This is a genomic window from Paenibacillus sp. FW126-R14 (assembly GCF_058789495.1).
This window is the reverse complement of record NZ_JBYTBS010000003.1, coordinates 17,867-40,325: the sequence shown is the minus strand read 5'-3', so window position 1 is coordinate 40,325 and position 22,459 is coordinate 17,867. Positions and strand designations below refer to the sequence as shown.

Genomic DNA, 22,459 nt, shown 5'->3' with positions numbered 1-22,459 from the left:
CGTTAACGGACAGCAAAGCGTGATAGACATGATTAGCCGGCAAATCTGGCGTTGCCGGCTAATCAGATAAATGAGTGCAGGAGAGATCGCGATGGAGATTGGTGTTGAACAAAATCAAGTCATTACCTCATCTACAAAGATGGTCAAGAAACGGGCTGTACGTGAACTGATAAGCGGACTTTTGTTCGCTTCACCTGTCCTGTTAGGATTTCTCATATTTGTCATTGGGCCAATATTGTACACGGTTTACCTCAGTTTTACGAAGTATAATATTGTCTCTGCTCCGCAATGGGTCGGGTTCGACAATTACATGCATTTGCTTTCTGGCAAGGACGCTTTCTACTATCCGGCCGTCAAGGCGACATTTTATTATGTCATGGTCAGCGTGCCGGCCGGCATTGTATTCTCATTTTTCATTGCCATTTTGTTAAACATGAAAATAAGAGGACGAACCCTTTTTCGTGCCATTTTTTATTTGCCTGTTATTATCCCGCTCGCAGCTTCCTCTATCATCTGGCTGTGGTTATTGCAGCCGAATTTCGGTATTGTCAACTATTTGCTTAACACATTGCATTTGCCGACTTCCTTGTGGTTGTCCTCGGACGCCACGGTTATCCCTACGTTAATCCTGGTCAGCTTATGGACTACCGGCAATATGATCGTTATTTTTCTAGCCGGTCTTCAGAATATTCCTACTCACCTTTATGAAGCATTGGAAGTGGATGGCGGGAACAGTTTTCAAAAGCTGTTTTACATTACAGTTCCGATGAGCTCTTCCATCATATTTTTCAATACGGTAATCGGTTTCATTAACGCATTTCAAACGTTCGTTCAACCTTATGTCATGACACAAGGGGGACCGAATAAGGCAAGCTACTTATATGTGCTGTACTTATTTAGAGAAGGGTTTCAATTCTCTAACTTCGGAACTTCAAGCGCGAGTGCAGTTCTCTTGTTTTTGATCATTTTATTGTTCACTTGGATTTTCTTTAAATTTTCAAAATCGCTTGTGTACTACGAAGGGCAGGAAGACCGCAAATGAAAAAAATGATGACATTAAAGTTAGCTTTTGTTTACGGGATCTTAATCATCGGCAGTGTGATTTGCCTCTTTCCCTTCTATTGGATGGTAAGAACGGCAGTCGTCGATATGGGGGAGGTTTTTAAAAATCCTCCGATTTTTTTTCCAAGCTCGATGTATTGGGAGAATTTCAAAACGGCTCTCAGCAGCCACCCGTTCCCTCAATATTTTCTCAACAGCACGATTGTAACAGGATTATCCATTATCGGTGTGTTATTAAGCAGCTCGCTCTGCGCATATAGTTTTTCCAGAATTAACTGGATGGGCAGAGACCGTGTTTTTGGCGTGATTTTAACCGGATTGATGCTGCCGTTCTTCGTTGTCATGATTCCTCATTTCATCGGTTGGAAAATGTTAAATCTAACGGACACTTTCGTGCCGTTAATTGCACCGGCATGGTTTGGCGGCGGCGTGTTTAACATTTTCTTACTTCGGCAATTTTTCATGTCGATTCCGAAAGAGATGGATGAAGCGGCGAAGATCGATGGAGCGGGCCATTTGTTAACGTATTGGAAGATTATTTTACCGATTGGCAAACAATCGATGATTGTAGTCGGTTTGTTGACGTTTCTTGCGAGTTGGAACGATTATTTGGGCCCGCTCGTTTTTATAACATCAGAGAAAAACTACACGTTAATGCTTGGATTGACGTTGTTCCAAGGTACGTACTCTGCGCAGTGGAATTATATGATGGCAGCGACAAGCGTCGTTGTATTGCCGTCTTTAGTCTTATTCCTCATAGCGCAAAAACATTTGGTAGAAGGCATCGCGATGACAGGCGTAAAAGGGTAATCGTTATTGCCTGGTGCCGTTCGATCGCCATTTAACTACCTTAAGGGGGTGGTCAAAAATTAGCGGAATGTTCCCTGTATCTGCAACAGGGGGTTCATTCCGCTAGGAAGATGTTCAATGGGCAGCAATTAACAAGGGGTAAGAAATGGCCAGATAACTCAGCACTCAATAGGAGGTAACAAATGAGTAAGTTCAAAAAATCAATTGGCAGGAAAATTTTGACGACAACTTTGGTATTCTCATTAGTGTCAGGATTTAGCACAACGGTTTTTGCAGCAGATCCTACTTTTGTACACAATAATGATCCTGGGATGCCTGTGTTCACGAATGCAGCCGGGAATGTGGTGGTCCCGCCTGAACCAGCCGCTTTCGATGCCGGCAGAAGCATGATGATGGACATGTATCAAGCCGATCTTGCAGCAGGAGGCACTTCGTACTGGATGGATCGCATCCTCACCAGAAGAGGGAACGATCCTACAGGAACCTATTTGATGACACGGGGCAAAGCTTTGTATATGTATACGAACTCTGCCACGGTCATCGGTTTTGGCAGCAATATCGCTTATTTTGATTTGCTGAATCAAAAGGGCTACTCGGTTCAAATTCCCGGCGTGACCTTCACGCAGGATGCGACGAAAAGAATACAGACGCCAAGTTACTGGTCAGCCTTCTATAATGCGACCGGTTACACGCTCGAAGAAACCAAATTCATCACAGACAACAACGTCGCTATCGACAATGTAACGATTACGAATACAGGCACAACGTCCAAAACGTTCGATCTAACGGCTGATTCTCCTTTTGCCAAAACAGCTTCCGAAGATGGCACTGAGCTTACAGGGACGTTTGATGTGAGAAACAATTTGACCAAAGTGTATCCACGGTTCAGTGGAACAGGAATGAAAGCCAGCAACGGCATTCTGACCAGGTCCATCACTTTGGCGCCAAATCAAAAGATTACGCTTAAATTCCAAATGGGTTTCATCACGGATGAAATCCCGGATTCGCTCGTCGATTATAAACGGTACAAAGACTATGATGCGAATACCGCTTACCTAACTCAGATGCGCGAGTATAACAAATGGTGGGCAGACAACGTTCCATATATGGATGTTGCAGACGAAAATATTAAGAAAATTATTTATTACAGATGGTGGTTGAGCCGGTTTAACTTCCTCGATGCCAACATTCCGGGGAATGATTACCAGTTCCCGATCTCCGTAGAAGGTGCTTTAGGCTATAATAATGCCATCGTTTTAACGCAGCCGATGCATATGCAGGACCTCAAATATTTCAGAAGTCCGATCTATTCGTATGGCGATTGGGTATCAGCCGGCGAAACTTCGAGAGACAGTCTGTTTACAGATAATCCGGGGAAACCGTCCAACTGGAATAACAGCTATTCCCAATACATTGGGGATTCCGCCTTCCAAACGTATGAAGTGCATGGCGGTCAGCCGAAAATTTTGAATAACTTGGCGCGGTATGCGGAGAAAGATGCGAAAGGTCAATTAGATCGGTTCGATACGAACAAAGACGGCGTCATTAACTATGATTGGGGCTCCCTGACAGGAAATGATGCGGATGGAAACGCGTTCCACTATTACGAAAAAAGAGGAAACATCGATCAGAACCGAACTGAAAGCGCTTTCGTATACGGTAACGCGATGGCTTCCGCAAAAGCCTACCAGTTAGTCGGCAATACAGCGAAAGCCACTGAAATGTTCGCTTTTGCAGATAAGCTGAAGACGGCCTTCTTATCCATTATGTGGGACGATTCAACAAAAATGTTTTTGCAGAAGGACTTATTAACCAATACATTTATTCCTTGGAAAGAAGCTAACAATTACTACGCCTTCCAAATGGACGGACTGGTACCTAAAGACGATCCTAAGTATTTGGAGTCACTTCGCTATTGGGCAGATAAGGATGAATTCCCTGTATTCCCATTCTATACGGCAAACCAGAAGGATAAAGCTCTTTCCGTTGCGGCAGGAGTTGGCGGTTCCAATAACTTTGCCAATCTGAACGCTTCAGGAAATATTAGGCTCTTTACGGAAGTGCTCAGGAAATATCCAAACCAGCCTTACATAACAGCGGATATGTACAAGAAGCTGATGTACTGGCTTGGATGGGCCACCGCTTATCAAGGCAATATTAACTATTTGGACAACAACGAGTATTGGTACAACTGGAATCCGACGACGAAGCAAATTGGCGGAAGATCCGGGATTCACCACAATATCCTCGGCAATTACAATTATTCCGTTATCGAGGATATTATGGGACTTGTGCCCCGGACAGATGCAACGGTTGAATTATGGCCGATTGACATCGGTTGGGACCACTTCGCATTGAACAACCTGCGTTATCATGGCAATGACATCACGATTATCTGGGATAAACCAGGGGACGGAACCAAGTATTATCCGAATGTTCAAGAAGGATATTCGATGTATGTGAATGGTTCGCTCGTTTTTAGAACGGATAAGCTGGCTCATTTGGAATGGAATTCGGCTTCAGGTGTCGTATCGATCTTAGACGGCAGCGGGGCAACTGTAGCGGTACAGAACAGCAATACGCAAATGAAAAGCGCTATGGAAGTTGATTTGAATACGTATAACAGAGCTGCTGATTTGTTCCAGAAGGCTGGTGTGGATTTAACACCGGAAACTGGCAGTGCTGTAAACTTGGCTTTGAATTCAACAATGACAGCTTCTTATACGCATCCTCAAACATCAGCATCCAATGCGAAAACAGGATTTACAATAAGCGGAAACTTCTTTACCTCCGGTTCTTTCACCGCGAATCCGCCAATTTGGGGATCAAGAGGGTCGACAAACGCGCAAGATTGGCTGCAAGCAGACTTTGGAACACCGAAAACATTCGATGATGTCAAGATCTACTATTACAATGATAAACCGCAAACTTACTACAGAGAGCCATCGATGTATACGGTTCAATACTACGATGAATCAACATCGTCTTGGCTTGCGATTCCGAAACAATACAAAACGCCAACACTGGCAAACTATAATCATATCCAATTCCCTGCGATTACTGCGCAGAAGATAAGAGTTATGATGACTCCTAAGCCTGGGTCCAATGTCGGCGTCAAGGAACTCCAAGTATTCAATACGGGCGTGAAAGCTCCGGATGCAGTCAATACGCCGCCGGTTGTGACTGTGCAGCAAGATACAACAGCGAAAATTCCTTTGAAAGCGAAATTGCTGGTAAATATGTCGGACGATGGTCTGCCATTCGGTACGCTGGATACCAGCTGGGCTGTGAAAAGCGGAGTTCAAGGCGGCCAAGCGGTCTTCACCAAAGATGCAGCCGGCAATACGATTGCTACGTTCAACAGAGCAGGGAACTATGTGCTAACACTCACAGCTACAGATGGTGAATTGTCTACGATTGTAGATATCGCCGTTACGGTAGATCCTCTTCCGAATGCCGTGAATGTGGCCTTAACGGCAACGCCGTCGACTTCCTTTGTGTCAACTTGGGAAAATCTGAATGCGATCAATGACGGTTATGATCCGACAAGCTCAACCGATAAAACAGGCGGCGCATACGGAAACTGGAACAGCTCCCCTAAAACGCAGTGGGTCGAATACACGTGGGGAACACCGGTGAACATCTCGAAATCGGATGTGTATTGGTGGACGGATAACGGAGGTATTCTGGCACCAACAGATAGTAAGCTGCAATATTGGAACGGCACAGACTACGTGGATGTTCCGAACGCAGTTGGCAATGGCGTTGCGCTCAATAAGTACAATACAACAACTTTCTCGCCAATCACGACAACTAAATTGCGCATGACGATCACCAGAGGGACACAGTGGACGGGAATTTTGGAATGGAAAGTTTACGCGACACCGACATCCAGTGTTAAACCTGTAAAAGTAAGCACACTGCATGATGTGCTGCCTGTCCTGCCGCCAACCGTGACCAAAGTTTTCGAAGATGGCTCGACGGCCGCTGCTAATGTCATCTGGGATGCCGTAACGCTAAGTCAAGTGGCAACTCCAGGAAGTTTTGTAGTAAAAGGTACAGTGGACGGAACTAATATTGAGGCTGAAGCTACGGTCTTTGTACGGGTAACGAACGATGTAACGATTAACAGCATTCAAGATGAGAACATTTCGATCACAGCCGGCAAACCTCTAGTGCTGCCAACGATCATCGAAGCCTATTATAACGATGGTTCCATGGATAATATCAACATTAAAGTAACATGGGATGCTTATGATCCTAATTTATTGAACCAACCGGGAACATTCACCATCCTTGGTCATGTGGCAGGCACTTCCGTATTGGCCAAAGTCAATGTGACTGTATATCCGAGAACGATTACATCCATTGCAAATTCAACCAGTTCCACTGTCGCTGGTGTAGCGCCGGTATTGCCGCCTACGGTAACAGCGCAATACGATAACGGTACATCCGGACCTGTAAACGTCGTATGGAGCATAGCTCCGGAGCAATATGCTGCCGCAGGTACAATTACGATTAATGGTACGGTTGCGGGTACATCGATTGTCGCGAAATTGACATTAACGGTAACCGCTAAAGCAATTGCTAGCTTTGCTCCGGTAAATGTAACGACGAATCCGGGAGTAGCGCCAGTATTGCCGAATACCGTCAATGCGACATATAACGATACGACAACGTCGCCTGTCAATGTCACATGGGCTGCGATTGATCCAGCGAAGTATGCTGCCGTCGGTACGTTCAGTGTGAGTGGTACAGTTGCGGGCACTACGATTAAACCAGTAGCCAACGTAACCGTCGTAGCGGCACAAGCCGTAATCACAAGCATTAATCCTGTTGATGTATCAACAACCGCTGGTGTAGCGCCACAATTGCCGGCTGTTGTAACCGTGAACTATAACGATTCGACTACAGCATCGCTAGATGTCGTTTGGGATGCAATGAACCCTGCGCAGTATGCTGCGGCCGGTACGTTTAGTGTAAACGGTACGGTTGCAGGCACAACGATCAAGGCAGTTGCCAATGTGACAGTAAGAAATCCGATTGTAACTACATCGACATTAATTGGTCCTGAAGCTGTGAATCAAGCACAACCGTTTGATTTGACTGTTGGTGTGAGCAGTCTGCAATCCAGCTTTACGACAATGGATGTCATTGTGAAATTCGACCCATCCAAACTGGAATTCGATACGGTTTCGAATGGTAATGTCGTCTCCTTAGCGAACAGTGCGCTTAGCACGCTGAGAGACAATTTTAGTGTCTTGGGTACAGCCGTTAAGGCTCAAAAAGGTGAAATTCGCATCATCTTGTCCAGTATCGGCGCGAACAATGCGATAAGCAAACCGGGTGACTTGTTAACGCTGCATGCCAAAACGAAAGCCGGTGCAGAGCCGGGAATCACAACCGTATCGTTAATTGACTTTAATGTTTCGAACGAAGGTTCAGCAATACAAGTACCTGGCGTATCGCTCAACATTCAAATTAACGTTGTCGATAAAGCGGAGTTGAATGCGGCAATTGCTGCTGCACAAACGAAGCATGACAATGCGAGCGAAGGCACACAAGTCGGACAATATCCGGCCGGTTCGAAAGCAGCCTTGTTAACAGCGATTAACAGCGCAATCGCAGTAAGCAATAATGCGGCATCGACACAAACGGAAGTAGCAAACGCATTAAGCGCTTTGAATGCTGCCGTGACAACATTCAGCAACTCCGTGATTACGGAAACGGATCCAGAACCAGGTACAGTTAATAAAACTGAACTAGCCGAAACCGTTCTCAGCGCGCAAAGCAAGTATGATGCAGCGATTGAAGGCGACAAACTCGGCAAGTACGAGGTTGGTTCCAAAGCGACACTGCTTGCTGCTATTACAAGCGCCAAAGATGTACTGGAAAAATCATCTTCCAGACAGCCGCAAGTGGATGCAGCGAAAGACGCGCTGCAAGCTGCCCTGCAAACATTCGCGACACAGTTCATTACCCTGGTTCCTGGCGAGACGAAAATCTCGATTAAAGACCTGTCCATCATTGCCAAGTACTACGGTACGAAGTCAACGGACGCAAACTGGAATCTAATTGAGAAAGCGGATATTTACAACACAGGCACAATTGATATTCAAGTCTTGGCAACTGTTGCCAGAATGATTATCGACGATTGGATGTTGGAAAACTAATTGCTTGATAGGGGGAGACGGTGGACTGTCAGCCATCTTCCCCTTTTTTTTGGAATAGGACGTATGGCGATTCGAACAAAAACAGAAAGGTGATGCAGCGTGAAACTTTTTTCGAAAGTATGTTCGGCTTTCATGTCCGTTGTGATTGCGGTTCCCTTTATCGCCTCTTCCGGAACGGCGTTGGCAGCGGATCCTGTCGATTACCAGCTGGATGTTAATGCGGCGCAGCGGGGAGCTACCATCAGTCCAAATTTAAACGGAATATTTTTGGAGGATATTAACTACGCAGGGGATGGGGGCCTGTATGCCGAGCTTGTTGAGAACCGTTCTTTCGAATTCTTGTCAGCTACCGGAAGCACGGCTAACTCCACTGCCGCCCCGCTGTTTGCTTGGAAATTAGTACAAACCGGCACGGGAACAGGTACGATAACGGCGCTGAAAACAAATCCTCTAAATGCGAAAAACCCAACCTACCTGCAATTAAATGTGACTGCACCTGGCAATGGCGTCGGATTCTCAAATGACGGATACGACGGAATGGCGGTAAAGAAAGGGGACAGTTACGATTTTTCCGTCTATGTGCGAAGCAGCGATAAGTTAACCGAGCCGATTACGGTCAGTGTCATGGATCCGAATGGGACTCAGTCCTACGGTCAGGTTGACATTGCAGCTTCGGATATTACGAGCACATGGAAAAAAGTGACGGGAACTATACAGGCCAGCGATTCAGCGGTGAATGCAAAGCTGTTTATTAAGACGAAAAATGTAGGCAAAATCGATTTTGACATGGTGTCGCTTTTCCCGCAAAAAACATGGAAAAATCGCCCCGGCGGTCTTAGGGCAGATCTTGTTCAGATGCTTGCCGACATGAATCCAAAATTTTTAAGATTTCCAGGCGGCGCGATCGTTGGCGGTAAAAATATGGCCAATGCGTACAATTGGAAAAACACGATTGGCGATGTAGCGGAGAGACCCAATAACATCAATTTCTGGTCAACGGCCAACCGTGGCGAGAAAGGAGCTGCGCCTACCCAAAATCAATCTGGCGGTCTAGGCTTCTATGAGTATTTCTTGTTGGCCGAAGATCTGGGCTCGGAGCCGCTGCCGGTAGTCAATGTCGGGATGGTGGAGCAGTTTTTGGTTGGCGGTCCGAACACGCCTTTAAATCAAATTCAACCGTATATTCAGGACGCTCTTGATTTAATTGAATATGCCAATGGAGATATCACGACAGAATGGGGCGCTAAGCGTGCTGCTGCCGGTCACCCGGCACCGTTTAATCTGAAATATATGAGTCTCGGCAACGAGCATTGGGGGCAGGATTATTACGACCGGTATCCATTGTTCTACGATGCAATCAAAGCGAAATATCCGTATATGAACCTCATTTTTTCAACGGGTGGAAGTGCTGACGTTGCCGCAGGCTGGAATTGGATCAATGATCCTGGCAAAGGGAAGGGCAGAGCGGAAGTCATGGATGAGCATTATTACACCAATGCCTCCTTTATGCTTAACAATACAAATCGGTACGATAGTTATGATCGCAATTCCAAACAGGTGTTTGTTGGCGAATATGCCGTGAAAAACGATGCGGGATCGGCTAACAATGGAGATGGCAACACAGGCAACTCGATGAAGGGAGCGCTTGCCGAAGCAGCTTACATGACGGGATTAGAGCGAAATGGCGATATTGTCAAATTCGCCTCCTATGCGCCAACTTTTGCTAAGTTAGGAAGTGCAGGAGGCAATACGTACACACAATGGTGGCCTGATCTCATCTTCTTTAATAACTCGCAGGTGTACGGTACGACGTCTTACCAAGTGCAGAAGCTGTTCAGCAGTAATACAAGCAAAAGTTCTTACATTTTGCCGAGTACATTAACGAAACCAAATTCAGGCGCGCAGCAGGGCGTATACTCCGTTGTAAGCAAGGACCTCTCTAACGGGGACATTGTTGTGAAACTGGTCAATAACTCCAACGCTGCTCAGAACACTCGCATTAATTTGAGCGGAATCAATACTGCCAATTTGGCATCGGAAGGGACGGCGATCGAACTTGCAGCTAACGCTCTGACCGATGAAAACTCGTTAGCGAACCCAACGAAAGTAGCGCCAAAAACGAAGACGATTTCCAATGTCGGCACGCAGTTCGATTATAGTCTGTCCAAATATTCTGTGACGGTATTGCGGCTGCACACAACAGGCGATAATCCGTTAGATATTCTTAGTATTCCTTGTATCACAGTGGATGCCGTCGTTAATAAATCACCAAAACTGCCGACTTCCGTGACAGCGATTCTGAAGAATGGCAGTACAACGAAAGTAGCTGTTACTTGGGATCCAATTGATAAAAGCAAATACGCAACAATAGGGAATATGTTTATAGTAAATGGCGTAGTTCCAAGTACATCTGAAAAAGCAATGGCTATCGTCACGGTTATCGATACCCCGACTATAACAAGTATTGACCCCGTAAATGTCTCCACAAGAGCAACAGTCGCGCCATTCCTTCCAAGTATTGTGAAGACTAATTTCTCGGATCAGAGCAGTGATTATCTACAAGTAACATGGGACGTACCGGATGCAGCGAAGTATGCGCAAGCGGGAACCTTCACGGTGGAGGGTATCGTTGCGGGTACAACCCTAAAAGCAAAAGCCAATGTAACCGTCACTCCTGGGCCTGCGCCAGGGACTGACTTGATGCTCTGGTACAAATTTAACGAAGGCAGCGGTACGACGGTAGCGGATTCTTCCGGTAAAGGGAATAACGGAACTTTGAAAACGACCACAGGAGGATCGGCGACTTGGGTTGCAGCGGGTCATGAAGGGTCGGCCATCAACATGAATGGCGGTAAAATTGATGCCGGAACCAGCCGGGATCTGCAGCCTGCGGATATCACCGTTTCCTTCTGGTTTAAGCGAACGGCCAGTATTAGCGGCGAACAAGTCGTCGCATGGTTCAAACCTAATGGCAATTATGCCGGCCAAGGCTGGTACATTACCTTGAATGGCGCGATTATCATGATGATTGACGGAACAAACCTGTTCAAAGTCGCTCAAACGCCAAATAACTTTTTCACGTTAAATGAATGGACGCATGTAGCCTTCACCTTTAATTCGGTTACCAAACAAGGCGCTATTTACAAAAATGGGGTTGCTCAGGACGTGGTGGTCGAAGGAGCGCTCAATAGCATTACGGCGACCAGCGATCCTAAATTAATCGGCGTCAGCGGTTATTCGGATGGTGCACCTCTAAAAGCCGGTGTATTGGATGACTTCCAAGTGTACAATCTGGATAAGAGTCCGACGGAAGTTCGCACCATTTATCAAGGGAAGCAAATTACAAGCATTAACGAGGTATCTGTAACAACGGAACAGGGTTCGGCACCTGTATTGCCGGCTGTTGTTACGGCTTTATACAATGATACGACGACAGAAGCTGTAAATGTAGTTTGGGAAGCCATTGACGCATCCAAATATGCACAGCCCGGCACGTTTACGGTCAATGGTACTGTTGCAGGTACCAGCATAAAGGCCAAAGCGAATGTCACCGTCGTTTCAACAGCGGCAACGGCTGCAACCATTACAGGGCCAACTTCTGTTGAAAGCTCACAACCGATTGATTTGAGTATTGGTGTGAGCCATCTTCGTACCAGCTTCACAACGCTCAGCATGGTGCTGAACTACGATCCGAGCAAGCTGCAATTTGCTACAAAAACGAACAGCAATGGTACTCTTTCCTTGGCAGATCAAGCTTTAAGTTCCCTGAAGCCTAATTTCCGGGTTTTGGATACCGGTGTTAAATCCGATAAAGGTCAAATTCTGGTGCTTATGGTCAGCGAGGGCGCGAGTCATGAAGTCAAGGAAGCGGGTCCATTGTTAAGCGTTCACGCATCCGCCAAAAAGGTTAGCGAGACGGTTGCAACAAGCGTGTATGTGACCAACTTTGAAATTTCCAAAGATGGTGCAGGTACGCTAATTGAAGGCGCTTCGCATAGCCTTGAAATCAAAGCTGCGGCTCCGACCGTTGATAAATCAGTGTTGAGCACGACAATTGCGAATGCGCAAAGCAAATATGCATCGGCCGTTGAAGGTTCGCAGCCTGGTCAATATCCAGTGGGATCGAAGGCTATTTTGCTCACGGCCATTAACAGCGCAGCAGCCGTAAACGATAACCCGGCAGCAACACAAGCGCAAGTGGATACGGCAGCATCAGCCTTGAGTAATGCCTTGGCCCTGTTTAATAGCTCAATCATCACGGAAAGTGCAGACAAAACAGCGCTGAATACAGAGATTGAAAAAGCACAAGGTAAACTCGACGCTACCAAAGAGGGCACAAGAATAGGTTCGTATCCGGCTGCAGCAAGAACAGCACTGAAAGCAGCCATCAGCAGCGCGCAAGCCGTCTATAGTTCATCGACTTCACAAAGTCAAGTGGATGAAGCGGTAAGTACGTTGAATGCTGCGGTACAAACCTACTTGGGAGCATTGATTACTTTAATTCCTGGAGAAACAAGTGTGACAGTGAATGATTTGTCCATGATTGCCAAGTACTACGGAACGAAGTCAACGGATGCCAATTGGAGTCTGATTGAAAAAGCGGATATCAATAATAAAGGCGTTATCGACATTGAGGTTCTGGCAGCCGTGGCCAGAATGATTCTCGATGACTGGCTGCTTCAACGATAGTCTTCAACAATAGTTAGATCGCATACCCAAAGGGGCTGTCCACAAGGTCGAAGAGACCTGCTGGATAGCCCCTTTGGCGGCTATGGGAAAATGCAAACCATCGGCATATATTACGTAGATCTAATAAACTTCTTCCGAAAGTTAAGCGGCGAGATCCCTTCATGATTGGAGAAACAGGATGAGAAGTAGGACCCATACTGGAAACCAACCTCCTCAGCAATGCGTGTCATTGACCAATTCGTTTGGATCAGGAGCTTTTTCGCTTGTTCGATGCGGTACTGGAATAGGTAATCCATCGGTGTGACCCCATACACTTTGAGCATACATTTGGCCAAATAATTGGGGTGATAGTTGAGTTCCTGCTGCAATACGGGATTCGTGATTTTCTGGGCGAAGTTTTGGCGAATAAACAGTTCGACTTTCTCGGCTAGATGAATCGCCGTGACATCGGATGCCAAAGCCAGATCCCGGTCGATCAGCTGCATGAATTGCTGAAAGACGGTTTGCCTTTTCCAATTGCGCAGCGATCGCGGCTCCTCATCCAATAAGAAAAACTGATCCAGGATGTCCAACGCTTTTTGTGACAGCTTCATAAACTTCGGAATAAAGATCGAGCATACCTCACTGTGATGCAAATAAGCATTGTGCTTATGGTCGTTGATGAGCGTATTCCGATTTTCCAGACATACCTTCATACTGCTGCATTCTTCCCAGGCGCCGAAGGTCTGGAAATGAATCCAGATGATACGCGATTCGCTTTGACACGGCAGCGTGCCGTAGTGGTTCGCGTCAGGCCTTAAGATGAGCGCATCCCCGCTTTGAAGCGTCCATTCTTGTGATCCTTCGCCTACATGCAAGGTACCGTCCGTCACGACGATCAAATCAAATACGCCGATTCGGTTCCTATGAATGTGCTGTTCACCTTGATGATAAATAGCTACTCCGCAATCCAGAAAATAGGGAACGGGCGGTGAAATAAAGTGAAGAAGGGGTGAAATGTTCATTGGCTAACCATCCTGTGATAAGGTTGTAATTTTTAAAAAACTGGTTGTAATAGGCTATATAATTACCATTTTACACCATGTATGATATTCATGAAAGCGCTGCTCAAAGCGAGCTTATTCCTACAGTAAAGGGGATTTAATTCATGAGTACATCCATCTCCAGACCGTTATCTTTGAAAGATGTGCACATTACAGATGATTTTTGGTCGGCTTATATTCGATTGGTTCGAGAAGTCGTCGTGCCCTATCAATGGGAAGCTTTAAATGACCGGGTAGAAGGAGCGGCGCCTAGCCACGCGATTAAAAATTTTAAAATTGCGGCCGGTTTGGAAAGCGGTGAATTTTACGGCATGGTTTTTCAGGACAGCGATGTCTCGAAATGGCTCGAAGCGGTGGGCTATTTATTGGAGACCGGAGCCGATCCCGAGCTCGAACAATTGGCCGACGAGGTCATCGATATTATCGATAAGGCGCAGCATAAGGATGGTTACTTGAACACGTATTTCACACTTAAAGAGCCTGAAAGCCGCTGGACGAATCTGGCGGAATGCCATGAGCTTTATTGTGCGGGCCACTTTATCGAAGCAGCTGTGGCGTATTACAAGGCGACAGGAAAACGAAAAGTGCTTGACGTGGCCTGCCGTCTTGGCGATTGCATTGATCAAGCATTTGGCAATGGACCTGATCAAATCAACGGTTACGACGGGCATCAAGAAATTGAGCTAGCGCTTGTCAAGCTGTACAATGTCACGCAAAATGAGAAATATTTGAGACTTAGTCAGTTTTTTCTGGACGAAAGAGGGAAAGAGCCGAGCTTTTATGAGAAGGAATTCCATAAACGCAATAGGAAGGTACACTTTCCGATGTTGGACATCGTTCATGACCGAGCTTACAGTCAAGCGCATGTACCGGTTCGGGAACAACAAGCGGCAGAGGGTCACGCGGTACGCGCTGTGTACATGTGTACGGGAATGGCCGATGTCGCTGCGGCAACAGGGGATGCCGAGCTTCTCGAGGCTTGCCGCAGATTGTGGAGAAACATGGTCAGCAAACGCATGTACATTACAGGAGCCATAGGCTCTATGGAACATGGCGAAGCGTTCTCGCTCGATTACGATCTGCCCAACGATACCGCGTATGCGGAGACTTGCGCCTCGATCGGATTGATTTTCTTCGCCCAGCGCATGCTGCAAATCGAAGCGAATAGCGAGTATGCCGACGTCATGGAGCAGGCTTTATACAACACAGTTATCTCTGGCATGTCGCGGGACGGCAAGCGGTTTTTCTATGTAAACCCGCTGGAAGTGTGGCCCGAGGCAATTGGCAAAAACCACACGGTGAATCATGTGAAGGCAGAGCGGCAAGGATGGTTCGGGTGTGCCTGCTGCCCGCCGAATATTGCTCGTTTGCTCGCCTCGTTAGGCCATTATATTTACAACGTCCAAGGCCGCACCGTTTACGCAAACCTATATATTGGAAACCAAGCATCCGTGGATATCGAGGGGCAGCAGGTGAAACTCGTTCAGCAATCCCAATTTCCTTGGGAAGGTCTTATCCAATTTCAAATTGAGACTGAGAAGGAAGCGGCATTTACGCTCGCTTTGCGTATCCCGAACTGGTGCCGGGAAGCGAAGCTGCTTGTGCAGGGGGAAACGGTATCACTTCCGGAGATTTGTACGAATGGCTACGCGTATATCAACAGAACATGGCAGTCGGGAGATCGCGTAGAGCTTGTTCTGCCCATGAAAGTCGGGAGGATGTCAGGGCATCCTAACGTTCGTGCCAACATCGGAAAAGTTGCGCTGCAGCGCGGACCGTTGGTATATTGCTTGGAAGAGGCGGATAATGGTCCGTCCCTGCACCGCGTATTTGTAGAGCGGAAGACAGAGTCTGAGGATGAGACGACATTCGAAGATGGGCTGTTGGGAGGCATTCAGACCATCAACGTGCGAGGAAAACGGTTGGAGTCAAGCGGTTGGGGAGAGCACCTGTATAGGGATAATGCGGAGACTTCGATGAACAAAGTCGCTCTGAAGTTTATACCTTACTATGCATGGGCGAATCGCGGGCGCGGTGAAATGACCGTTTGGGTAAAAGAGGAGTAAATTAGCCAAAGCCCTCAACCGTCTACGGACGAGAGAGGGCTTTATTCTTACCGCATGAATCAGAAGGTAAGGTTAATCCATTACCAAGCAAATGTCATCGTAATAATCACTAATAAAATAAAGAGAACCAAGACTGCAGCAGCATTCGAACCGCCGTATCCTACGCCTGTTGTTTCGACACCAACGCCCATATTCAAATCCTCCCTTCTCACAACGTAATCCATTCCCATCAGCCAAATTCACCAAGCAAAGGTCATTGTAATAATCACTAATAAAATAAATAGAACCAAAACTGCAGCAGCATTCGTACCGCCATATCCTACGCCTGTTGTTCCGACATCAGCGCCCATCGTCAGCTCCCCCTTTCATAAACCGTAGTCACTTTACAGAACCCGCATTTACCAAGCAAATGTCATCGTAATAATGACTAATAGGATGAAAAGAACCAAAACTGCAGCAGCATTCGTACCGCCATACCCTACGCCTGTTGTTCCGACACCAACGCCCATATTCATATCCCTCTCTTCATTTAGGTTGTTTTCCTATCATTTTCAGTTCATTAAAAACTAAACGCCGTTAAAACAATCACTAATAAGATGAAAAGAACAAGAACAATTGCCGTAGAAGAATAGCCTACCCCACAACCAGCCGTGTAGCTCATTCACATGACCTCCTCTTCAAAATGTGATGACTATATACAGTACGAACCTATTCAATTAAATGCTTGGACGAACTAATCAGATCCTTTAACCTAATTGCTCGACAAGGCGATCATCTGATCAGCTTCTGCAGCCAAATTTGAGGGGGAAATTCCCTTTATTTTAAAGGCAGAGACATAATATTCTACCAATTTACTGCAAAACGAACCGTATCTTCTTGCGCGAGCTCATGCCCTAACTGGACTTCCAGCAATTCAAGATTAGTTACGGCCTTGATGCCATGTTTGAGTCCTGCTGGTATTTGTAAAACATCGCCCGCGAGCAGCCGATACCATTTTTCCTCCATAAGGATCTCGGCCGTGCCCGATAAAATCGTTAACATTTCTTTTCGCTGGAGATGCTGGTGATAGCTTGTAGACTTTCCTTGGGTGAACGTCACCATCTTGATCATGGATTCGATTCCCATCTCATCTTTCCAATATTTCAGGATACGATAAGAACCCCAACTTTTCTCTACGTACATTGGAATCTGTGAGGCTTGCGCGATCCTTTCCTTAATCTGATTGGCTTTATCCTTGTTAGCGATTAAAATGCCATCATCGTTCGCCGCAACAATAATATCCGGGATACCAATAATTTCAATGGGGTAGGGGAGCTCATTAATCAGATGGGTATTGGCAGAATCGTCCGAGATACGTCCTGATCCGATCACACTTTCCTCAAAATGAACGCTTAGCGCCGTCCAACTCCCCAGATCGCTCCAGTTTCCTTCATACCTCATCACAACCGTAGGCTTCGTGAGCTCCACGACTTCCCGATCGAAGCTCAAATTGGCAAGATGTTCGTAAGCAGCAAGCCATTTCTCCACTTGAACAGGATGTCCCTTATCCTTCAAGAACGCCATCATGAATTTCAAAGAGAATGCAAAAACACCGCAGTTCCACATCGCTTGCTCTTCGATTAAGCGGTTGGCGGTCTGCTCATCCGGCTTTTCTATGAACTGCTGGACGAAACAATATTCGTCATTCTCCTTGGACTGAACCGGAACGATATAGCCGAATTGATTGGATGGTGCCATAGGCTTGGTTCCGAGGAGAGCAAGATCCGCTTTAGAATGTTCAAGGACACCGGGAAAGCGGTGAAGCATCCGGAAGAACGCGGTATCTACATACGTATCCACCGGAAGAATACAAATCGTTTCATTCGGATCCACTGCCATGTTCTCGTGAAGATAGCTTGCAGCTAAGGCGATGGCAGAGAAAGTCCCCCTTTTGTAAGGCTCGCATAGGATCGGGATGCTTTCCCCAACATAGTTCCGCGTAATTTCCAATTGACTTTGATGAGTCACGATACAAGTGGATTGAAGGAGACCCACTTCATCCAATTGTCTGCATATTCGTTCAATCATCGACTCAGGGACACCGTCTTCGGATTTCAAGAGCTTCAGAAACACTTTAGAGCGAATCTCGTTGGAAAACGGCCAAAGCCTTTTTCCAGATCCCCCGCACAATAGTACAATACGCAAGCCAAATACTCCTTTCTTGGGAAACATCCCCTTTCATCTTTCTTTCTTGGATCGAATGACACGTTCTAAGGCGTGCTTCATTAACGCCCCGGCACGATCCCATGATTGACGAGACATATCGGATCTCCCTTGGCGTCCTTTTGCCTTGCAAAGCCCGGGATTCTCGTACGCTTTCCTCATAATCTTTCTCAAGCTGGGCAGATCCGGTTCCGCCCATTGCTGTCCTTTTTGTGCAAACAGATGGCTGAACTTTCTAGCGATGGCATGCGAACTGTTCATGCTTACTGACGTACTCTTCAGCCGGTAAGGAATGAGGAACGAATTGCTGTTTGTGAGGAAATCCATTTGCCCGCCCCAACCTGTCGCGATAACCGGCACGCCGCTCGCCAGCGCTTCTAGAAAAGGCAATCCGACACCCTCGCCGCGGGTAGGGAGGACGAAAGCGTCACCGAGCGTATATAGCCCTTTCAACTGGCTTTCTTTGAGCCGTTTGCCGATAACGACCACAGGGGCTGTATCTTTGCGGATACCAAGTCTTTTTTTGTATTGCGATATTTTTTGTTTAATCCATTTCTCATTCTCATAAGAGGCGTATCCGTTTGTTTTGATAACAAGAATAACGTTATCTTTAGATGAAAATTCTTCCCAATAGGCCCTTAGCAAGCCTTCTGGATTTTTGCGATGCTGGAAGGCGAAGACGGACACGAACGTGAACTTGCCCGCCGCATTCGGGACATGAAACTTTTTGTTCTTCGGATGAAACTCCTTGGTGTTTATGCCATGTGGAACAATATAAATCGGGACTTTGACGCCGCTATGCTTGAGCGCTTTTTTATTATGCTGAGAGGGTACAAAAACCGCATCGAATTTATTCATATGAGGAAGCCAATCTTTAGGAGTCTTGCTAGTTTCCCAAACGGTGTTCAACAGGATAGGGTCATAATGGCTTCGCTCGCTCTTCCATTTCATACTGTTAGGAAGGTATTGATAAATAAGCGCCTTCTTGCCTTTGGAGGGATGCCTTGAAGCGCCTACGCTAACCGCAACACCCTGCCGTTTTAATGATCGGATATAAGATCTGCTTGCACGGCCGAGACCGCTTGTTCTGTGTACGGGTCCTTTCCAGACAACATGATAAGGTTTCATTTGGGCATCGGCTTAACGGACTTAAGATAGCCTTTACGTTTATGCAAGGAAATGGACCTGTATGTTTTTGCCAGAGAAGACATCTTTGCAGGCGAGATTTGGTTCGTGCTTAAATGTAAGCTTTTATTCATTGCAGGCTTCAAAATCATTTTGCCAGGCGCAGATGCATAGAGGAAGTTTCCATACGTTTCAAATTCAGAGAAAGCAAATTGTTTCGATTTATCCATGCATCTCATGATCGCGGAGTACCAGCTTCGGTTATGTTTGGACTCAATCGTTTGTTTCAACTGCTTTACTTTGGATTTCTCGAACAGCATGTAATGGGTCACGAAGGATAACCGGGCTGAGCGGTTTCTTCCCATCAGCTTTCTGTACGTGTTGAAATATTCGCTTTGGCTCCAATTTCTGCAGTAAAACACGGTCTTGTTGCCCACCTTGAAGACGTGCGGACGAATGAGGACGGTATCGGCATCTATGACCATATAGTACTTTGACGAGCACAACTTATCGCCGCCTAGCTTCAGCAGCTGCTGGTAAAGCCAGCCAGACCGATCCCAGGACTTGGATTCATAGTGAATGTCTTTTTTCGTTATCGGGAGAACCGTATCTTCATGAACGAATCGGCATCCTTTTCTCGAACAAAGATCAATAATTCTTTGCTTCCAAGGAGCCACAATAATGATTTCTCGAATTGGATGCTTCACATGTTTCCTGACTGCATCAATAACAAGCGGGAGTGTTCCAAGATCCTTCTCAATCGCTGGGATTAACACATCAATAGGGGTTGTCATTTGCTCATCTCCACAAATTAAATGTATGGATTATCTTATGTCAGGAGATTGAAAAGGAATGGGTTCAATGTGATTAAAAAAAATACAGAAGTAAGCCCGGAAGGCATAAGAAGTGACATTCGCCTAGTTCGCTATAGACATTAGCGGAATATTGTAACTATAGAAATTAATGTGAGAGCGAGGTAAAACCGTGCAAATCCATGTGGTGCAAAAAGGAGAAAATCTGTGGCAGATTTCGGAGCGGTATGGGGTTTCAATCCAACGAGTGATTGCAATTAACGGGTTGGAGGACCCTAATCATTTGGTCATCGGCTTAGCGTTGCTTATTCCGGAGCCTTATCCTGAGTATATGGTGCAGTCAGGAGATACTCTGGGGACGATTGCCGGCCGCTATGGCATAAGCGTAGAGGCTCTTGCCCAGGCAAATTCAATAAGCGATGCCGGGCAGCTGAGACCGGGTCAAGTATTAGTGATTCCAGTCTTGCGCCATACCGTACGGCCAGGCGAGACGCTATGGGCCATCGCTCACCGCTACGGCGTTTCGATGCAGGCCATTTCACAAGCCAATGGAATTACGAATGCAAATCTGATTTCGCCAGGGCAAATTTTGAAAATTCCGGAAAAGCAGAAAATGACCATCGATGTCAATGCTTATACGAACGTTTTTGGAGAAACTGCTGCAAGGCAAGTACGGGAGGACGGGGAACATTTAACATACGTATGTCCCTTTGGGTACCGCATGAAGGATGATGGGACGCTGGAACCGGCAGATGATCAGGCGCTTATTGCAGCCGCGTACGATAAACGTGTTGTACCGGTCATGTCGATCACCAACTTTTCCGCAACCGAAACCGGCTCGAAGCTGGCTCACACGATTTTGTCCAGCACAGAGCTTCAGAATAAGCTGCTGACCAATATCATTACGATCATGGAAACTAAAGGTTACCGCGGTTTAAATGTTGATTTTGAGAATGTGTTTCCTAGCGACCGTGAGTCCTATAATGAATTTCTTCGACTGGCTGTCCGCAGGCTCCATGAGAAAGGTTTTTTCGTCTCAACTGCGCTAGCCCCCAAAACTAGCTCTGAACAGAAGGGGCTGCTATACGAAGCCCACGATTATGCAGCGCATGGAGAGATTGTGGATTTTGTCGTCCTCATGACGTACGAGTGGGGCTACCGGTTCGGTCCTCCTCAGGCTATATCGCCGATTAACGAAATACGTCGCGTTCTCGACTACGCTGTCACGGTCATTCCAAGAAAGAAAATATTTATGGGATTCCAGCTTTACGCACGCGATTGGCTGCTCCCCCACGTTAAGGGACAGCAGGCTGAAACGTTCAGTATGCAAGAAGCTGTGCGTCGCGCCATCCAACATGGAGCGGAGATCAAATACGATCAAGTGTCGCAAACTCCTTACTATCGATATGCCGACGATAAGCAGCGGACACACGAAGTTTGGTTTGAGGATGCGAGAAGCACACAAGCCAAGTTCAACCTCATTACGTCCTACAACTTAAGAGGAGTAAGCTATTGGGTTCTGGGGTATCCGTTCCCGCAAAACTGGCCGCTGCTCGAAGATAATTTTCATGTTCGCAAGCTCTTATGACGCAGGCGTGAAAACAGCCCTATCCAATTTACTTGGAAGGGCTGTTTGGCTTATCGATAGTTATTGAATGAGACGGCGAGCGCCCCAATAATGCGAATCATAATAAGGGGTGCCGAACAACGTACTTACTTTGACTTCTCTCGTTCCGATCGTGCCTGCTTGAAGGATTTTGTTATCGCCAAGATAAATCGCTACATGGGAAACACCGCTGGTATAGGTCCCTTCCAGGAAAACAAGGTCTCCTTTGCGCAGGTCGTCTTTAGCAACGGGCGTACCCATCTGACTCATTAGCGCTGCGGAATGAAGCAGATTAAAGCCGTTTTGGTTGAAGGCATATTGCACAAAACCGGAGCAGTCAAAAGCGACGCCTGGCGTACTGCCGCCAAAAACATACGGTGTTCCGAGCTGCTTCATGCCGGTTGCGATAATCGCATCCGCCTTGACCTCCCAGCTTTGCTTCTGCGAAGCGGCAGCAGGAAGCTGAATAACAAGTCCTTGATAAATATTCGTCGGATTAACTTGCGGATTGGCTGCTATAAGTGCTGTAATGTTAACGTTGGTTTTTTGGGAAATTGTCCAAAATGTATCTGCATCCGTGGCTATGTAAGTATTGGATGGCGCCGCATAAGCGATTCCTCCGAATAAACAGCTAGCCGCGATTACTGATGTAAGAATAACTTTTTTCATTCGTTACCTCCTGGAAGATTTCGTTCGTCTGAAGTTGTTTCTTGCACCGCGCCTTTAATTCTAGCAGAATCGTCATACTAGAGAATACGGGTAAATTATGGATGCTTATGAGCGCATAGAAATCTAGTAGAGTAGGGAATGTAAACGCTGTAGTGACATTCCGTAAATCTCGTGATACAATACGTAGCATATAGTAAATTAT

The 22,459-nt window shown here is 46.5% G+C and carries 15 protein-coding genes; 6 read left to right on the top strand and 9 right to left on the bottom strand.

Annotation, left to right across the window (positions count from 1 at the left end; genetic code table 11):
- The first annotated feature begins 70 nt into the window (after positions 1-70).
- The 4 genes from AC3WRW_RS02710 to AC3WRW_RS02695 all read left to right on the top strand — a co-directional run bounded on the left by AC3WRW_RS02710 (position 71) and on the right by AC3WRW_RS02695 (position 12,734).
- A complete protein-coding gene (locus AC3WRW_RS02710; protein ID WP_492544751.1) occupies positions 71-1,042 on the top strand; it encodes a carbohydrate ABC transporter permease in 972 nt (323 codons plus the stop codon).
- Positions 1,039-1,872, top strand: coding sequence for a carbohydrate ABC transporter permease (locus AC3WRW_RS02705; RefSeq protein ID WP_492544749.1), 834 nt, complete (start codon positions 1,039-1,041; stop codon positions 1,870-1,872). The genes AC3WRW_RS02710 and AC3WRW_RS02705 overlap by 4 nt, the downstream gene beginning before the upstream one ends.
- Positions 1,873-2,054: 182 nt before the next feature.
- The gene (locus AC3WRW_RS02700) at positions 2,055-8,045 is read left to right on the top strand and encodes an Ig-like domain-containing protein (protein WP_492544747.1); all 5,991 of its coding nucleotides are present in this window, start codon (positions 2,055-2,057) and stop codon (positions 8,043-8,045) included.
- Between the two features lie 99 nt (positions 8,046-8,144).
- Entirely contained in the window at positions 8,145-12,734 is a 4,590-nt protein-coding gene (locus AC3WRW_RS02695) for an alpha-L-arabinofuranosidase family protein (protein ID WP_492544745.1), read from the top strand.
- 110 nt (positions 12,735-12,844) lie between these two features.
- Here the strand turns inward: AC3WRW_RS02695 and AC3WRW_RS02690 are convergent, their stop codons facing one another.
- Positions 12,845-13,738, bottom strand: coding sequence for an AraC family transcriptional regulator (locus AC3WRW_RS02690; RefSeq protein WP_492544744.1), 894 nt, complete (start codon positions 13,736-13,738; stop codon positions 12,845-12,847).
- Between the two features lie 143 nt (positions 13,739-13,881).
- On the opposite strand from AC3WRW_RS02690, the gene AC3WRW_RS02685 reads away from it, so the two are divergent.
- Positions 13,882-15,843 carry a glycoside hydrolase family 127 protein gene (locus AC3WRW_RS02685; protein ID WP_492544742.1) on the top strand — a complete coding sequence of 654 codons (1,962 nt, stop codon included), beginning with the start codon at positions 13,882-13,884 and terminating at the stop codon, positions 15,841-15,843.
- Between the two features lie 80 nt (positions 15,844-15,923).
- On the opposite strand, the gene AC3WRW_RS02680 is transcribed toward AC3WRW_RS02685, so the two are convergent.
- From AC3WRW_RS02680 to AC3WRW_RS02650, 7 genes are all read right to left on the bottom strand, one after another.
- A complete protein-coding gene (locus AC3WRW_RS02680) occupies positions 15,924-16,034 on the bottom strand; it encodes a YjcZ family sporulation protein (protein WP_492544740.1) in 111 nt (36 codons plus the stop codon).
- A 48-nt stretch (positions 16,035-16,082) separates the two neighbouring features.
- Positions 16,083-16,193 carry a YjcZ family sporulation protein gene (locus AC3WRW_RS02675; protein ID WP_492544739.1) on the bottom strand — a complete coding sequence of 37 codons (111 nt, stop codon included), beginning with the start codon at positions 16,191-16,193 and terminating at the stop codon, positions 16,083-16,085.
- 48 nt (positions 16,194-16,241) lie between these two features.
- Positions 16,242-16,352 (bottom strand): YjcZ family sporulation protein, encoded by a 111-nt coding sequence (locus AC3WRW_RS02670; RefSeq protein ID WP_216625613.1) that lies wholly within the window; start codon positions 16,350-16,352, stop codon positions 16,242-16,244.
- 50 nt (positions 16,353-16,402) lie between these two features.
- Entirely contained in the window at positions 16,403-16,504 is a 102-nt protein-coding gene (locus AC3WRW_RS02665) for a YjcZ family sporulation protein (RefSeq protein WP_492544737.1), read from the bottom strand.
- Positions 16,505-16,686: 182 nt separating this feature from the next.
- Positions 16,687-18,027, bottom strand: coding sequence for a sugar phosphate nucleotidyltransferase (locus tag AC3WRW_RS02660; RefSeq protein WP_492544736.1), 1,341 nt, complete (start codon positions 18,025-18,027; stop codon positions 16,687-16,689).
- 33 nt (positions 18,028-18,060) lie between these two features.
- Positions 18,061-19,173: a glycosyltransferase gene (locus AC3WRW_RS02655; RefSeq protein WP_492544734.1), complete on the bottom strand. Its 1,113-nt coding sequence runs from the start codon at positions 19,171-19,173 to the stop codon at positions 18,061-18,063.
- Entirely contained in the window at positions 19,170-19,964 is a 795-nt protein-coding gene (locus tag AC3WRW_RS02650; protein ID WP_492544732.1) for a DUF6492 family protein, read from the bottom strand. Before AC3WRW_RS02650 ends, AC3WRW_RS02655 begins: the two co-directional genes overlap by 4 nt.
- A 190-nt stretch (positions 19,965-20,154) precedes the next feature.
- Here AC3WRW_RS02650 and AC3WRW_RS02645 point away from each other — a divergent pair, with 190 nt between their 5' ends.
- Positions 20,155-21,570, top strand: coding sequence for a glycoside hydrolase family 18 protein (locus tag AC3WRW_RS02645; protein ID WP_492544730.1), 1,416 nt, complete (start codon positions 20,155-20,157; stop codon positions 21,568-21,570).
- 60 nt (positions 21,571-21,630) lie between these two features.
- Here the strand turns inward: AC3WRW_RS02645 and AC3WRW_RS02640 are convergent, their stop codons facing one another.
- The gene (locus AC3WRW_RS02640; protein ID WP_492544728.1) at positions 21,631-22,257 is read right to left on the bottom strand and encodes a C40 family peptidase; all 627 of its coding nucleotides are present in this window, start codon (positions 22,255-22,257) and stop codon (positions 21,631-21,633) included.
- Positions 22,258-22,459: the final 202 nt, after the last annotated feature.

What these genes read in the sequence shown, in the direction of transcription:
- AC3WRW_RS02670 (WP_216625613.1), bottom strand. Translation starts at nt 16,352, where the DNA reads ATGGGCGTTGGTGTCGGAACAACAGGCGTAGGGTATGGCGGTACGAAT.
- AC3WRW_RS02700 (WP_492544747.1), top strand. Translation starts at nt 2,055, where the DNA reads ATGAGTAAGTTCAAAAAATCAATTGGCAGGAAAATTTTGACGACAACT.
- AC3WRW_RS02665 (WP_492544737.1), bottom strand. Translation starts at nt 16,504, where the DNA reads ATGAGCTACACGGCTGGTTGTGGGGTAGGCTATTCTTCTACGGCAATT.
- AC3WRW_RS02655 (WP_492544734.1), bottom strand. Translation starts at nt 19,173, where the DNA reads ATGAAACCTTATCATGTTGTCTGGAAAGGACCCGTACACAGAACAAGC.
- AC3WRW_RS02710 (WP_492544751.1), top strand. Translation starts at nt 71, where the DNA reads ATGAGTGCAGGAGAGATCGCGATGGAGATTGGTGTTGAACAAAATCAA.
- AC3WRW_RS02650 (WP_492544732.1), bottom strand. Translation starts at nt 19,964, where the DNA reads ATGACAACCCCTATTGATGTGTTAATCCCAGCGATTGAGAAGGATCTT.
- AC3WRW_RS02685 (WP_492544742.1), top strand. Translation starts at nt 13,882, where the DNA reads ATGAGTACATCCATCTCCAGACCGTTATCTTTGAAAGATGTGCACATT.
- AC3WRW_RS02690 (WP_492544744.1), bottom strand. Translation starts at nt 13,738, where the DNA reads ATGAACATTTCACCCCTTCTTCACTTTATTTCACCGCCCGTTCCCTAT.
- AC3WRW_RS02680 (WP_492544740.1), bottom strand. Translation starts at nt 16,034, where the DNA reads ATGGGCGTTGGTGTCGAAACAACAGGCGTAGGATACGGCGGTTCGAAT.
- AC3WRW_RS02705 (WP_492544749.1), top strand. Translation starts at nt 1,039, where the DNA reads ATGAAAAAAATGATGACATTAAAGTTAGCTTTTGTTTACGGGATCTTA.
- AC3WRW_RS02640 (WP_492544728.1), bottom strand. Translation starts at nt 22,257, where the DNA reads ATGAAAAAAGTTATTCTTACATCAGTAATCGCGGCTAGCTGTTTATTC.
- AC3WRW_RS02675 (WP_492544739.1), bottom strand. Translation starts at nt 16,193, where the DNA reads ATGGGCGCTGATGTCGGAACAACAGGCGTAGGATATGGCGGTACGAAT.